Annotated in this window: 12 protein-coding genes and 6 tRNA genes; 2 read left to right on the top strand and 16 right to left on the bottom strand. The window is 68.4% G+C overall.

What is annotated here, in order from left to right; genetic code table 11:
• Positions 1–102 precede the first annotated feature (102 nt).
• Together BQ7106_RS01760 and BQ7106_RS01755 are read right to left on the bottom strand one after the other, a co-directional pair.
• Positions 103–176 (bottom strand) — tRNA-Gly (locus BQ7106_RS01760).
• A 5-nt stretch (positions 177–181) separates the two neighbouring features.
• A tRNA-Pro gene (locus BQ7106_RS01755) sits at positions 182–258 on the bottom strand.
• 180 nt (positions 259–438) lie between these two features.
• Here BQ7106_RS01755 and BQ7106_RS01750 point away from each other — a divergent pair.
• Positions 439–1,368 (top strand): diacylglycerol/lipid kinase family protein, encoded by a 930-nt coding sequence (locus BQ7106_RS01750; RefSeq protein WP_072370292.1) that lies wholly within the window; start codon positions 439–441, stop codon positions 1,366–1,368.
• 165 nt (positions 1,369–1,533) lie between these two features.
• On the opposite strand, the gene ptsP is transcribed toward BQ7106_RS01750, so the two are convergent.
• The 11 genes from ptsP to BQ7106_RS01690 all read right to left on the bottom strand — a co-directional run bounded on the left by ptsP (position 1,534) and on the right by BQ7106_RS01690 (position 8,402).
• Positions 1,534–3,237: a phosphoenolpyruvate--protein phosphotransferase gene (gene ptsP, locus BQ7106_RS01745; RefSeq protein WP_072370289.1), complete on the bottom strand. Its 1,704-nt coding sequence runs from the start codon at positions 3,235–3,237 to the stop codon at positions 1,534–1,536.
• A 110-nt stretch (positions 3,238–3,347) separates the two neighbouring features.
• Positions 3,348–4,346 (bottom strand): 1-phosphofructokinase family hexose kinase, encoded by a 999-nt coding sequence (locus tag BQ7106_RS01740; protein ID WP_072370286.1) that lies wholly within the window; start codon positions 4,344–4,346, stop codon positions 3,348–3,350.
• 152 nt (positions 4,347–4,498) lie between these two features.
• A tRNA-Arg gene (locus tag BQ7106_RS01735) sits at positions 4,499–4,575 on the bottom strand.
• A 23-nt stretch (positions 4,576–4,598) separates the two neighbouring features.
• Positions 4,599–5,186: an NUDIX hydrolase gene (locus tag BQ7106_RS01730; RefSeq protein ID WP_072370282.1), complete on the bottom strand. Its 588-nt coding sequence runs from the start codon at positions 5,184–5,186 to the stop codon at positions 4,599–4,601.
• Positions 5,187–5,192: 6 nt separating this feature from the next.
• The gene (locus tag BQ7106_RS01725; RefSeq protein WP_072370279.1) at positions 5,193–5,990 is read right to left on the bottom strand and encodes a DNA/RNA non-specific endonuclease; all 798 of its coding nucleotides are present in this window, start codon (positions 5,988–5,990) and stop codon (positions 5,193–5,195) included.
• Positions 5,991–6,158: 168 nt separating this feature from the next.
• Positions 6,159–6,234: transfer RNA gene (locus BQ7106_RS01720), tRNA-Lys, on the bottom strand.
• A gap of 5 nt (positions 6,235–6,239) precedes the next feature.
• Positions 6,240–6,315 (bottom strand) — tRNA-Lys (locus tag BQ7106_RS01715).
• Positions 6,316–6,328: 13 nt separating this feature from the next.
• A tRNA-His gene (locus BQ7106_RS01710) sits at positions 6,329–6,404 on the bottom strand.
• A 117-nt stretch (positions 6,405–6,521) separates the two neighbouring features.
• Positions 6,522–6,746, bottom strand: a complete 225-nt coding sequence (locus BQ7106_RS01705; protein ID WP_072370274.1) for a hypothetical protein — start codon at positions 6,744–6,746, stop codon at positions 6,522–6,524.
• A 2-nt stretch (positions 6,747–6,748) separates the two neighbouring features.
• A complete protein-coding gene (locus BQ7106_RS01700; RefSeq protein WP_072370271.1) occupies positions 6,749–7,498 on the bottom strand; it encodes a Fic family protein in 750 nt (249 codons plus the stop codon).
• 631 nt (positions 7,499–8,129) lie between these two features.
• Positions 8,130–8,402, bottom strand: coding sequence for a hypothetical protein (locus BQ7106_RS01690; RefSeq protein WP_072370268.1), 273 nt, complete (start codon positions 8,400–8,402; stop codon positions 8,130–8,132).
• Between the two features lie 112 nt (positions 8,403–8,514).
• On the opposite strand from BQ7106_RS01690, the gene BQ7106_RS01685 reads away from it, so the two are divergent.
• A complete protein-coding gene (locus BQ7106_RS01685; RefSeq protein WP_072370265.1) occupies positions 8,515–9,588 on the top strand; it encodes a M42 family metallopeptidase in 1,074 nt (357 codons plus the stop codon).
• A gap of 189 nt (positions 9,589–9,777) precedes the next feature.
• Here the strand turns inward: BQ7106_RS01685 and BQ7106_RS01680 are convergent, their stop codons facing one another.
• The 3 genes from BQ7106_RS01680 to BQ7106_RS01670 all read right to left on the bottom strand — a co-directional run bounded on the left by BQ7106_RS01680 (position 9,778) and on the right by BQ7106_RS01670 (position 13,486).
• Positions 9,778–10,797, bottom strand: a complete 1,020-nt coding sequence (locus BQ7106_RS01680; protein ID WP_072370263.1) for an aspartate-semialdehyde dehydrogenase — start codon at positions 10,795–10,797, stop codon at positions 9,778–9,780.
• Between the two features lie 123 nt (positions 10,798–10,920).
• Positions 10,921–12,252: an aspartate kinase gene (locus BQ7106_RS01675; protein ID WP_072370260.1), complete on the bottom strand. Its 1,332-nt coding sequence runs from the start codon at positions 12,250–12,252 to the stop codon at positions 10,921–10,923.
• 112 nt (positions 12,253–12,364) lie between these two features.
• Positions 12,365–13,486, bottom strand: a complete 1,122-nt coding sequence (locus tag BQ7106_RS01670; protein ID WP_072370257.1) for a homoserine dehydrogenase — start codon at positions 13,484–13,486, stop codon at positions 12,365–12,367.
• Between the last annotated feature and the right edge of the window lie 34 nt (positions 13,487–13,520).

Genomic DNA, 13,520 nt, shown 5'->3' with positions numbered 1-13,520 from the left:
GCATCGAACCTCGCGCGAAATCTCCCGTACACACGGAAAACAGGGGGACAACACATCGAAATCGGGCAGAAAAAAGCCGGCCCGAAGGCCGGCTGACTTCTCTGGAGCGGGTGACGGGAATCGAACCCGCGTCATCAGCTTGGAAGGCTGAGGTTCTACCATTGAACCACACCCGCACATATGGTCGGGGCGACTGGATTCGAACCAGCGACCCTCTGCTCCCAAAGCAGATGCGCTACCAAGCTGCGCCACGCCCCGGTCGCGAGATGTAAGTATAGGCGAGCGGGCCCGCTCCGGCAACGGGAAAAACGGAACGCACCCATTTTCACGACCGACGGGCGGACGATGGTCGGAGGCCTCCGGCGAGCGGGCCGGTCGCGGAGCCCGGGCGCTGGCGTACAATCGAGCGAGCACAGGACCGCGAGAAGGGTGAGACCGATGCCCCACTCCCCGCTTGGACGCACGCTGCTCATCGCCAACCCCGCCGCCCACAGCGGGCGGGGCGCCGCCGGCGCGGACTTTGCCCGGCGCTTCCTCGGAAGCTACGCCTCGGCGACGCGGGGCTACGAGGTTCGGCTCACCCGGGGCCCGGGCGACGCCGTCGGCGTCGCGGCCGACGCGGCGGGCTTCGACACGGTGCTCGCCCTCGGCGGCGACGGGGTGATCCACGAGGTGGTGAACGGCCTCATGACGCTCCCCACCACCGCGCGCCCGCAGCTCGGCGTGATCCCCCTCGGCTCGGGAAACGACTACGCGAGGACGCTCGGCATGCCGAGAAACGACGTCGAGGCGGCCTTCGCCCGCCTCGTGCGCGGCACCGCGCACGAGGTCGAGGTCGGCCGCGTCAACGGCGTGCACTTCATGCAGACGCTCTCCTTCGGACTCGACGCCGCCATCGCGCTCGACACGACGGAGCGGCGCGCCGCCGACACCTCGCAGGAGGGCGAGGCGCTGTTCGTCACGTCGGGCATCAAGATTCTCTCGAGGGCGCGCGGCGGATACCCGTGCGTCGCGAGCTTCGACGGCGAGCGGGCGCAGGAGCTCTCAACCCTCATCTTTGCCATCCAGGTGGGACCGAGCTACGGCGGGGGCTTCAGGGTGTGTCCCGACGCCGACCCCCGCGACGGGATGCTCGACGTCTGCTACAACGTTCGGAGGCCTGCGCTCCCCCATCTCATGGCGCTCTTCGGGCTGGCCCGCTGGGGGCGTCACGCGGGGTCGGGGGTCGTCAGGCTTCGCAGGATGCGTCACGCCGAGATCGAGTTCTCCGAGGAGCCGCCCTGCCAGGTCGACGGCGAGCGCCTCGAGGGCACGCACTTCTCTGTGGAGGTCGTCCCACAGGCCCTGCGCGTCATCTTCCCCCGGTAGGTCCACGATCTTCTCGCCCTGAGCGCTGGTCCGAGCCGTGCGCACGGTCCGGGCGCCGCTTCCGTGCGAAAGACTCGGGCCATCCCCTCGCGACGCACAAGACGGCGCCCCGGACCCTGAGATGGGCCCGGGGCGCCGCAAGGAATCGCTCAGCGAGGGGCAACGCTAGCGGGCAGCGGCCTGGAGCATCGCCTTGACCTCGGTCGCGGTCTTGAGCGCCATGACCTTCTCGGTGAGGGCGTCCGCGTCGGCCTTGGTCCACTCGGAGATGATGCGGCGCGTGCGCAGGATCGACGGGGCGCTCACGGAGAACTCGTTCAGGCCGAAGGAGATGAGCACCGGGATGAGCAGCGGATCGGCCGCGGCCTCGCCGCACATGCCGACCATGATGCCGGCCTTGTTGCCCTCCTCGATGATGCGCTTGAGCGAGCGCAGGACGGCGGGCTGGTAGACGTCGTAGAGATAGGCGACCTTGTCGTTGCCGCGGTCGGCGCACATGGTGTAGCCGATGAGGTCGTTGGTGCCGATGGAGAAGAAGTCGCACTCGGCTGCGAGGTCGTCGGCGATGAGGGAGGCCGCGGGGGTCTCGATCATCGTGCCGACCTCGATGTCCTTGTTGTAGGCGACGCCGCGGGCGTCAAGCTCGGACTTGCACTCCTCGACGAGGGCCTTGACCTGGCGAATCTCGTCGATGTTGGTCACGAGCGGCACCATGATCTTGATGTCGCCGAAGGCGGAGGCGCGCAGCAGGGCCGTGAGCTGGACCTTGTACTGGTCGGGGTTGGCGAGGCAGTAGCGGACCGCACGGTACCCCATGAAGGGGTTCTCCTCCTTCTGGAGGTGCATGTACGGGATCTCCTTGTCGCCGCCCACGTCGAGGGTGCGGATGATGACCGGCTGGCCCTTCATGCGCAGCGCGACCTTCTGGTACGCGGCGAACTGCTCGTCCTCGCTCGGGAGCTCCTTGGCGTCCATGAACAGGAACTCGGAGCGGAACAGGCCGACGCCCTCGCAGTCGTGCTCAGCGGCGACGTTGGCGTCGTCGGGGTTGCCGATGTTGGCGACGAGAAGGACCTTCTCGCCGTCGCCGGTCACGGTCTCCTTGCCGCGGTAGGCCTCGAGCGCGAGCTTCTCCTCGGCGTACTGCTTGGCCTTGGTGCGGTAGTGCTCGAGGTCGGCGTCGGAGGGGCTGGCGAGCACGCGGCCGCGCGAGCCGTCGACGATGACCATGTCGCCGCTCTTGATATTCTTGGTGCAGTCGGCCACGGAGAGGACCGCGGGAATCTCGAGGGCGCGGGCGATGATGGCGGAGTGGGAGGTGCGGCCGCCGGTCTCGGTCACGATGCCAGCGACGTTGTCCTTGTCGATGTCCGCCGTCATGGACGGGGTGAGCTCGTGTACCACGACGATGGAGTTCTCGGGCAGCGTGGAGAGGTCGACGACCTCCTTGCCCAGAAGGTCGGCGAGAAGACCGGTCTTGACGTCGGCGACGTCGGCGGCGCGCTCGCGGAACAGCTCGTCCTCCATGTTGGAGAACATGTTGTAGTACATGTCATAGGCCTCGGAGACGGCCTGCTCGGCGCACATGCCGCTCTCGATGGAGCCGTTGACCATCTCCTGGATGCCCTCGTCCTCGGCGAACTCGATGTGGGCCCCCATGATGGCGGCGGCCTCCTCGCCCACGGTCTGCGTCATGCGCTCAATCTGGGCGTTGGTCTGCTCGATGAACTTGGCGACGGCGGCGGCGTAGCGCTGTTTCTCGTCACCGGCGTCATCGGGCTTGTGCGGCGTGAAGCTCAGGTCGGGCTCAACGGCAACGCGTGCCACGCCAATCCCGATGCCGTCAGATGCGTTGACTCCCTCGTACATGTTACCCCCTACCTTTGGGCCGCTCAGCGGCCGTATCCCATAACGCTCACGCCCCGGGCGACCGAGGCGAAGAACACGTGGCAAGAGCGTCGGCGACGGTCGCCGACGCGCTACTTGGACGCAGCCTCCTCGGCCGCGGCCTCGCGATCCTTGTTGGCCTGGATGTCACGCGCGATGGTGCCGGGGATGGCACGGCCCATCTTCTTGTAGAGCGCGGTCACCACGCGGTCGATGGTGGAGCGCTTGGCGATGCCCTTGCTCGCCGCCGTGGCGGTTCCGCACGCGGAGGCGAAGATGAGCGCCGTCTCGTAGTCGACGCCACGCGTGACCTGCGAGAGGAAGCCGCCGACCATGGAGTCGCCCGCGCCGGTGGCGTTGACGAGCTTGATCTTGGCGGTGGGGACGACGTGCTCGGCGCCGTTCTCGTCGAGCAGCAGCGAGCCGTGCCCGCCGCAGGAGATGATGACGTTGCGCGCGCCTGCCTCCTGGAGCTTGTGGGCGTAGGGCATGCACTCCTCGGGCTCCTCGATGTTGACGCCGTAGATGCGCCCGACCTCGTGGTTGTTGGGCTTGATGAGGAACGGGTGCATCTCGAGGGCCTCCATGAGCAGCTGGCCCGGGGCGTCCACCACGAACTGGATGCCGCGCCCGCCCAGGCGCTTCATGATCTGCGAGTACATGTCCTCGGGGAGGGTGTTGGGGATGGAGCCCGTGAGGACAAGCGTGTCCCCGGCGGTGACGACGTCCATGCGCTCGAGAAGCTCGTCGACCTTCTTCTCGGGGATCTTGGGGCCCATGCCGTTGACCATCGTCATGACGATGCCGTTGAGCTTGACGTTGATGCGGGTGTAGCCGCGGTCGAGAAAGACGAAGTTGCTCGCGATGCCCTTCTCCTGCAGGCGGCGCAGGAGGTAGTCGCCGGTGAAGCCGGCGGCGATGCCCATGGCGATGCTGGGGGTATCGAGCTCGTTGAGCAGCGTGGAAATGTTGATGCCGTTTCCGCCGCAGTGCAGCTCCTCGCTGGAGGAGCGGTTCGTGAAGCCCATGTCGAGCGTCAGGGGGTGCATGACATAGTCGAGGGCGGGGTTCAACGTCATTGTGTAAATCAACGCGCGCTCCTTCCAACGGGCGAGAACACCTGTACAGTATGCCGCATGCCTCTGAAAGCTCGTGTAAAAATACGCGAGCGCGCGTGTCGGCGCGGCCAGAGGTGGTGTGCGGGCCAGACGTCGGCGGTCGACGCCCGGCCCGCGAGCGATCCTGGTGCGCCCTGAGGGATTCGAACCCCCGACCTTGAGATTAGAAGTCTCCTGCTCTATCCAGCTGAGCTAAGGGCGCGGCAGACACGTGCGTCAGTCATTTTAGAGCATCCCGAACGCCTTTGCCGCGAGAATGCCCTCCACCGTCTTGGCATCCTGAATGAGCCCCTCGCGGATGGCGGCGACGGCGTCGTCGACCCCCACCCACACCACGTTGAGGAACTCGCCCTCGTCGAGGCGGGCGCTGCCCTGCCGCAGCCCGTGGGCGAAGTAGACCGAGGTGTGCTCGTCGGTGAACCCCGGGGCCCCGTAGGACTCCGTGAGCAGCTCGAGGCGCTCGGCGACGAGCCCGGTCTCCTCGGTGAGCTCGCGGGCGGCGCAGACGTCGCGCGCCTCCCCCGGGTCGACCTTGCCCGCCGGGATCTCGAGGGTCATGCGCCCGAGCGCCACGCGGTACTGGCGCACGAGGCAGACGCGCCCGCCCACCGCGGCGACGACGCCCGCTCCCCCGTGGTGCCGCACGACCTCGCGCCACGCGAGGCTCCCGTCCGAGAGCCCCACCCTCAGGTGCTCGACCGTGAAGATCGCGCCCTCCCACTCGGCCTCGGCGCTCACCACGCGCTCGACCATCGCGGGGTCGACCTCGAGCGCGCGGCGCACCGCATCGAGCCCCTCGTTCTTCTCTCCCATGGTCCCTCACTCTCCCGCAGCGGAAAACGAGCCCGTTGCGTAGTCGATGTCGTACCCGAGCGCGGCGTTGAAGACCTCCACCTCGAGGTCGAGCTCGCCGTCCGAGGAGCGCACGTCGACGATGACGCTCCTCGGGACGAGCTCCGAGCCCTCGTAGACGGGCGCGGCGGAGTAGTAGAGGGTCCCGTCGGGGTGGGAGCGGAGCCAGTCGCGGGCAAGTCCCTCCGTGTAGGCCATGCCGCCGTCCTGGCCGCGGTTGTCGCCGACGTTTTGCGTGCGCGTGCCCGTCACGAGGTTGTAGTCCGCGTCGTCGCCGCCCAGGGACTTGGCGAGCAGGTGGCTGCGGTTGAAGAGGTAGCCGTGGTAGGTGCTGCCGTCGGGCATCTGGATGGCGACCTCCTCGTTGTGCCCCCAGCCCGAGGGGTGGACGTCGGAGATGTCCTCGCGCTCGCGCTCGCTGCCCGCCTCCGCCATCTCCGGCGTGACGAGCGCCGCGACGCGACCGGTGCGCCCGAGCTCGTCGAGCCCCTCGTAGCGCACCTCCCCCGGCTCGAGCTCGAGGTCGACCTCGGCCTCGCCGACAACGCGGTAGTAGTCCGGGCACGCCTGGGGGTCCCACTCGGTCCAGCCACCCCGGTCCGCGAACGGTGCCGCGGGCCCGATGCCCAGGGACTGCCTCATGCTCGGGACCGCGGCGCTGAGCCCCACGAAGAGCAGGGCGACGAAGACCGCGGCGAGAAGGGCGGCGGGCCTGCTCCTCATGCGGCGCGCCCGACGCCGCCCGGAGCGCGCACCGTGTGCCATGCGACCACCTCCCGATAGGTCCCCCATCTGCCTTTCTCGCAGGATACCACGGGCGCCGGACACACCCGGAACGCGACCGCGGGGACCGGGGGCAAAGCCCTCCCCGCGCACCGGCACCCGAGACATGAAAACGGCCGGGCACCCGAGGGCACCCGGCCGAAGCTATCATGGTGGATCGTCAGGGGTTCGAACCCTGGACCTTGGGATTAAGAGTCCCCTGCTCTACCAGCTGAGCTAACGATCCAAAGATGGTGGATCGTCAGGGGTTCGAACCCTGGACCTTGGGATTAAGAGTCCCCTGCTCTACCAGCTGAGCTAACGATCCGTATTCGATTAAATGGGGTGGGCGAAGGGTCTCGAACCCTCGACCTACGGAGCCACAGTCCGTCGCTCTACCAACTGAGCTACACCCACCATTTCGCGAACCTCTTCAGGCAGCTCGATTATTATGCACAACCGCGTGATGCGATGCAAGGACTTTTTTCGGGATAATCTGATTTCCCCATCGCGCCAATGCCGCGCCGGGGCGCCTCACGCCGCGGCGCACGTCGCGAGGCCCATGAATACGAGCAGCAGCGCCGCGAGCACGAGCATCGACGCCGCGCACCCGCCCAGGCACGAGCCGCAGCCGCCGGGGCCCCGGGCGCGCCCGGAGTCCGCGCGGCGCAGCTCGCCCCCGATGCCATAGTGCGTGAACGCCCGCTCGTGGCCCTCCCAGCAGCCGTCGCGGTCGAAGTCGTAGGGGTTGCCTCGCATGGCTAGTCGAGCAGGCCGTCCCAGGTCAGCAGGGTCTCGCTCCTGAGGAATCGCCTGAAGGGGCTGAGGTCGCCCTCGAGGTGGAAGATGTCGAGGCCCGCGTGGTAGGCGGCGTGGTCCTGCGCGCGGATCACGATGGGGGGCATGCCCATGGCGAGCAGGACGCCGTTCATGAGCAGGCGCGCCGTGCGGCCGTTGCCGTCCGCGAAGGGGTGGATGGCGAAGAGCCTCGCGTGCAGGTAGGCGGCGATCGTGAGCGAGCGCCTCCCCTCCTCGAGCTCGGTGTTCACCTCGTCGGCGAGCGTGCCGACCGCGTGGGGGACCTCGACCGCGGGGATGCCCACGCGCGCCGGGCCGCCCACGTAGTTGTCGATCTTGAAGGTGCCCGGGAGCTCGCCGGCCCTCAGGAGCCGCTCGCTGTAGGTCCCCATGGTCACGAGCCCCTGCGCCTGGCAGATGAGCTCCTCGGACAGGCACGGGTCCTCGGCGAGCCTCTCGCGCGCGAGGTCCCAGGACAGCTTGAGGTTGCGGGTCTCCACGAGGACCTCGGCGTCCCCGGTGTAGTTGGTGAGCGCGTCGCGCTCCACGATGTCGCGCACGGTTGAGAACTCGAGGTCGCCGTTCTCGATCTTCTCGGAGTTGTAGACGTAGTCGGCCACGAAGTCGCCCAGGAGCGCCTCGCGCCGCCCCTCCGGCAGCGCCACCCACGTCGCGACGAGCGCGTCGTAGCGCTCCTTCAGCTCGTTTGCCATGGGCACCTCCCCATAAGGGTTACCTTCTGAGTATTTTAGGGCCGCGCGCGACAGAGGGCGGAGCGCCTTCCGTCAGAGGCGGGCGGAACTCGGTGGAGGGGCGGCGACGCACGTCTCGCGTCTCCTGAGCACCCAGCAGGGCCGATGGGGCGCGATTGCCAGTTCCGCAGACAACCGAGCGCCTCACGCACGATGCTCCGGTTGTACTGCGGCAGCGTGCCATACGACGCCCGTAAAGGTCAAGCAGCTCGCGCGCGTCAGCGACAAGCTGCTCGTCTGCAAGGCTGCCCTATGCGGCCCAGTCCGCGAATCCACCCACCATGATGGCCTCCCCGCTCTTCTCGGCAAAAGCGAACGGTGCAAGGTCCCTAGCAGTAGAAGTGAGCTTCCCCAAAGTACGTTTTCCACTGCTCAACAATCTCCGCGCTTCGTGCCTCAACGATTCTCATGATGTTGCGAAGAGTCTTAGCTGGAATCTTGGAATTGTTATTGCAGAGGTAACTCTTTCCCTGCACGCGTAATCCAAATCTTCGTAGCCGCCGCGCTAGGAGCGCCTTCCGAGACGCGCACGTGAACTGGCTCGAGAGGATCGCTTTCGTTTGTCCAGAAGTAGACCCAATACGATCCGACCCTAAAAACCTGAGGCATTCTCGAACCCCCCGTCCGCGGCAAACTCGAGAATGAGGTTCGAGGTCGACGAGACAATCTCCTTGTAGCGCGCGAGCTCCTCGTCGGTAAAGCCGAAGGAGTCCTCCCAGGTGTAATCGGGAAGATAACAGGTCACATGGTGAAAGCAGTCCTTCTCATCGGGCTTCTCGATGTATACCTTGACGCGACCATCGGGCCTCGTCTCCGAATGGACAATCTCGCTGCCGTCGTTAAGCGTCATGAACGGGTACATCATGGTGGCCTCCTCGCATCGTGCGCACCTACTTTATATCCCATGCACGGGAACGGGCGCCGCGGGGCACGTCCGCAGATATACTTGACGCAGGCACCCACAGCAAGGAGGACCCATGCACATCAACGACACCGAGGTCGTCGCCCTTCTCGGCGCGCTGTCCGACGCGAAGGGGCCGTCGGGCTTCGAGGACGAGGTGCTCGACGTCGTCCGCCGGTTCTGCGAGGGGTGGGCGCGCGTGGATGAGAACACGCTGCGCGACGGCCTCGTCACGCCGCGCAGCTTCACCGGCGAGAAGCCCGTGCTCATGCTGGACGCCCACGGCGACGAGGTGGGCGGCATGGTGCGCGCGATCCACGCCAGCGGCGCGATGAGCTTTGTCGAGCTCGGGCGCTTCTCGCCGGGCGCCCTGGACGGGCAGGACGTCTGGGTCCGGGCGACGGACGGCTCGTGGGTTCGCGGCGTCGTCGGCGTGAAGCCGCCGCACTTCTGGAGCGAGGCGGAGCGCGCCGCCGGGCGCGGCACGCTCGTGCTCGACGTGGGCGCGACGTCACGCGAGGATGCGATCGGACGTTTCGGCATGGGGATGGGCGAGCCCTTCGTGCCCGCGACCTCGTTCTCGTTCGACGACCGCACGGGCATCGCGCACGGCAAGGCCTTCGACTGCCGAGCGGGCGTGTGCGCGATGCTGCTCGCCCTGCGCGAGCTCTCCGGCCGTGACGACCTGCCGTTTGACGTCGTGGCGTCGGTCTCGGCGCAGGAGGAGGTCGGAGAGCGCGGGGTGGCCGCGGCCGCGCGGCACTTCTCGCCCGCCGTCGCGTTCATGTTCGAGGGGTGCCCGGCCGACGACACCTTTGCGCCCGCCGACGAGGTCCAGGCAGCCCTGCGCCGCGGCCCGATGTTCAGGTACTTCGACCGCTGCATGATAACCAACCCGCGCTACCAGCGCTTCGTTCTGGGGGTCGCGCGCGAGTGCGGCCTGCCGGCGCAGACCTCGGTGCGCGAGGGCGGCGGCACCGACGGCGGGCCCGTCCACCAGCTCGACGTCCCGTGCGTGGTGGCCGGCGTCCCGTGCCGCCACGTCCACGCGGGGACGGCCATCTGCGCCCTCGAGGACGTCAAGGTCGCCGCCGAGGTCGCCGTGGCGGTGGCGGAGCGCCTCACCCCGGAGGTCGTCGCGGGGTTCTAGCGCAGGCGGTCCATGCGCCGGGCGAGAAGGGCCTTGGGGTCGTTGCTGCCCTGGGGTCGTCGCGGCCGCGGCGCGTGAGGGCGCCTCAGCCGCGGACCCCGTGCCGCCACGCCAGGTCCCTGACACGACGGCGGCGAGGCCGGCCACGCGCCGACCCCGCCGCACTTCTCGCCAGGTCTGAGGAAGCGCCTACAGCAGGTGCTCCGCAATCTGCACGGCGTTGGTCGCCGCGCCCTTGCGGATCTGGTCGCCGCAGCACCAGAAGGTGAGCGAGCTCACGCCGTCGGGCGCGGAGAGGTCGCGGCGCAGGCGACCGACCCAGACGAGGTCCTGGTCGGACGTCTCGAGCGGCATCGGGTAGCGCGACGCCGCGGGGTCGTCGACGACCCGCACGCCCGGCGCGGCCTCGAGCAGCTCGCGCGCCTCGTCCACGGAGAGCGGCCGCTCGAACTCCGCCGTGATGGACTCGGAGTGCGAGCGCACCACCGGGACGCGCACGCAGGTGCAGCTCACGCGCAGGCCGGGCAGGTGCATGATCTTGCGCCCCTCGTTCTGCATCTTGAGCTCCTCGGAGGTGTAGCCCTCCTCCCTGAATCCGCCGATCTGCGGGATGAGGTTCTCGGCGAGCTGGTACTGGAAGGGCGCGCTCGGGCCGACCTCCTCGCCCGCCGCCACGCAGCGAATCTCGCGCACGAGCTCGTCGAGGCCGGGCTTGCCCGCGCCGGAGGCGGCCTGGTAGGTGGAGACGATGAGACGCGTCACGCCCGCCGCCTGGTGCAGCGGCCACACCGGCACGAGGCCGATGATCGTCGCGCAGTTCGGGTTGGCGATGATGCCGCGCGGGTGGTCGGCGATGTCCGACGCGTTGATCTCGGGCACCACGAGCGGCACGTCCTCCTCGAGGCGGAAGGCGTGGGAGTTGTCCACGCACACCGCGCCCCGGCGCGCCGCCTCGGGCAGAAGCTCGCGGGCCGTGGCGTCGTCGGCGGCGCCGAGGACGATGTCGACGCCCTCGAAGGCGTCCGGCTCGGCCAGGCGCACGGGCACGTCCTCGCCGGCGAAGCGCACGGTGCGACCCGCGTCGACGGAGCGCTGGCTCGCGAGCGGCACGAGGCGCCCCACGGGGAAGGCGCGCTCCTCGAGGCACTGGAGCATCTGCTGGCCCACCACGCCGGTGGCGCCGAGGATGGCGACGGTCTTCTCACTCATGACGTTTCCTTTCTGCCGAGGGGCGTGCGGGGGGGCGTGCAAGGGGGACAGTCACTTTTGCACGGTGTCCGCGTGCAAAAGTGACTGTCCCCCTTGCACGCCCCCCCGCACGCCCCCTTCGCGTTATCCGGCGGTAACCATCTCGTCGCGGACGAATCGATCGTAGATCACCTGGATGGCGCGCTCGAAGTCCTCGTTGTTGACGCCCATGATGATCGAGATCTCCTGCGAGCTCTGGGTGATCATGCGGATGTTGACGCCGGCGTCTCCGAGCGCCCCGAAGATCTTGCCGGAGGTGCCGGAGCGCTTGGACATGTTGCGCCCGACCACCGAGATGAGCGCGAGCTTGTCGACCATCGTGATGTCGTCGGGCTCGAGCTCGCGGCGGATGTCGGTCACGATGGAGTAGATCGAGTCGCGCACGTCGGCGCCGTTGACCACCACCGAGAACGAGTCGACGCCCGTGGGGATGTGCTCGACCGAGACGCCGTAGCGCTCGAAGACCGAGAGCGCCTTGCGGACGAAGCCGACCTCGCCGGACATGTGCGCCTTCTTGACGTGCACGGAGATGAAGTCGCGCTTGCCGGCGATGCCGGTGATGAGGTGCTCGTCCTCGCCGAGGCGCGCCTTCTCGCGGATGATCGTGCCCTCGTCGCCGGGGCGGTTGGTGTTCTTGATCTGGATGGGGATGTTGACCTCGCGGACGGGGAAGATGGCCTCCTCCTGCAGGACCGTGGCGCCCATGTAGGAGAGCTCGCGCATCTCGTCGAAGGTGATGCGACGGATGGAGCGCGGGTGCTCGACGATGCGCGGGTCGGCCGAGAGGAACCCCGAGACGTCGGTCCAGTTCTCGTAGAGCCCGGCGTCGATGCAGCGCGCGAGGATGGCGCCCGTGATGTCGCCGCCGCCGCGCTGGAAGAGCTTGATCTGCCCGTCGACCGTGGCCCCGTAGAAGCCCGGGAGCACGAAGGAGCCCTGGCGCACCATCACGTCCTTGAGGCGGGCGGCCGTGCGCTCCATGTCGACCTCGCCGTTGTGGTGGAAGACGATGACGTCAGCGGCGTCGACGAAGGGCATGCCCAGGTACTCGGCCATGAGGTGGGCGGTGAACCACTCGCCGCGCGCCACGACGTACTCGGGCGAGTGCTTTTTGATGTTCTTGGCGAAGAGCTCGAACTTCTCGTGCACGGGCCACTTGAGGCCGAGCTCGGTGGCGATGTCGACGAAGCGCTGCTCGATGTCGGCGAGAAGAGACGTGCAGTCGACGTGGTACTGGACGTGCGCGTTCACCAGCAGCAGCAGGTCGGTGATCTTGTTGTCCGCCGAGAAGCGCTTGCCGGCCGCCGACACCACCACGAAGCGGCGGTCGGGGTCGGACTCGACGATGGCCTTGACCTTGCGGAACTGCTCGGCAGAGGCCACCGAGGAGCCGCCGAACTTTGCGATCTTGATCATGTGAGAACTGCCTCCCTGTTGGTTGGTGCGCGGGGCGGTGGGACGGGCGGGCACCCGGCGTCGGACGACTCGACGCGGGGTTGACGCAAGCGTCAGACGCCAGCGTCAGGCGTCAGCCCAGCGCGGCCATGAAGGTCGTGGGGTCGGCGGCGAGCGCCTCGTCGAGCAGGGCGCGGGCCGCCTCGGCCGTGAGGTCGCGGACGAGCACGGCGCCCGGCGCGTACGGCTCGCCGCCGACCGCCGCCTCGGTGCGCAGGACGTAGTCGGCGCGCAGCAGCGACGAGTCGTAGGCGAGCGGGCTCGAGAAGTCGTAGACGGGCCGGCGCGCGCCCGTGGCGCAGTCGAGCACGTCCTGGACGATGGCGTTTCCAGTGGGGAGGCTGCCGGCCCCCTGGCCGTAGAACTTGAGCTCGCCGACCGTGGTGGCATCGAGCGTCACGAGGTTGAAGTTCCCGGGGACGCACGCCTCGAGCGAGTCCTCGCGCACGGCGACGGGCTCGACGGCGGCGGCGTAGGAGCCCCCCTCGCGCACGCCGCGGCCGAGGAGCTTCACCGTGCGGCCGTCGCCCGCGAAGAGCTCGAGGTCGGAGAGGCGCAGGTTGCGGATGCCCGACGCCGGGAGGTTCTTCTCGCACGCCACGTCAAAGGCGACCGAGGCCGTGATGATGGTCTTGTTGAGGACGTCGACGCCGTCGATGTCGGCAGAGGGGTCGCGCTCGGCGTAGCCGAGCTCCTGGGCGCGCGCGAGCACGTCCGCGAAGTCCGCCCCGTCGCGGCGCATGGCGTCGACGATGTAGTTGGTGGTGCCGTTCATGATGCCCATGAACGAGGTGACGTCGTCGACGCGGCGCGCCTTCTCGATGCTCGCGATCCAGGGAATGCCGCCGCCCACGGAGGCCTCCAGGTACAGGCCGACGCCCGACGCCTGCGCCGCCGCGGCGAACTCGGGGAGGTGGGCCGCCACGACGGCCTTGTTGGAGGTGACCACGTGCTTGCCGGCCTCGAGGGCGGACATGAGGTAGGTGTGCGCCGGCTCGATGCCGCCCATGCACTCGACCACGAGCTCGACGGAGCCGTCGGCGAGGATGTCGTCGAAGCTCGCGGTCATGCGGTCGTCCGTGAGGCGGTCGGGGAGCTCGAGGATGCGCGCGACCTCGACGCCGGGCACGCGCGACGAGATGATCTCGTCCACGCCGCGACCGACCGTGCCGTAGCCGAGAAGGGCTATCTTCATGTTCGTCCAATCTTTCGAGTCTGTGTCGGGCGGC

Origin of the sequence: Thermophilibacter mediterraneus, assembly GCF_900119385.1 — a bacterium.
GTDB lineage: Bacteria > Actinomycetota > Coriobacteriia > Coriobacteriales > Atopobiaceae > Thermophilibacter > Thermophilibacter mediterraneus.
The sequence above is the reverse complement of the archived record's forward strand: the minus strand, read 5'-3'. Positions and strand labels throughout refer to the sequence as shown.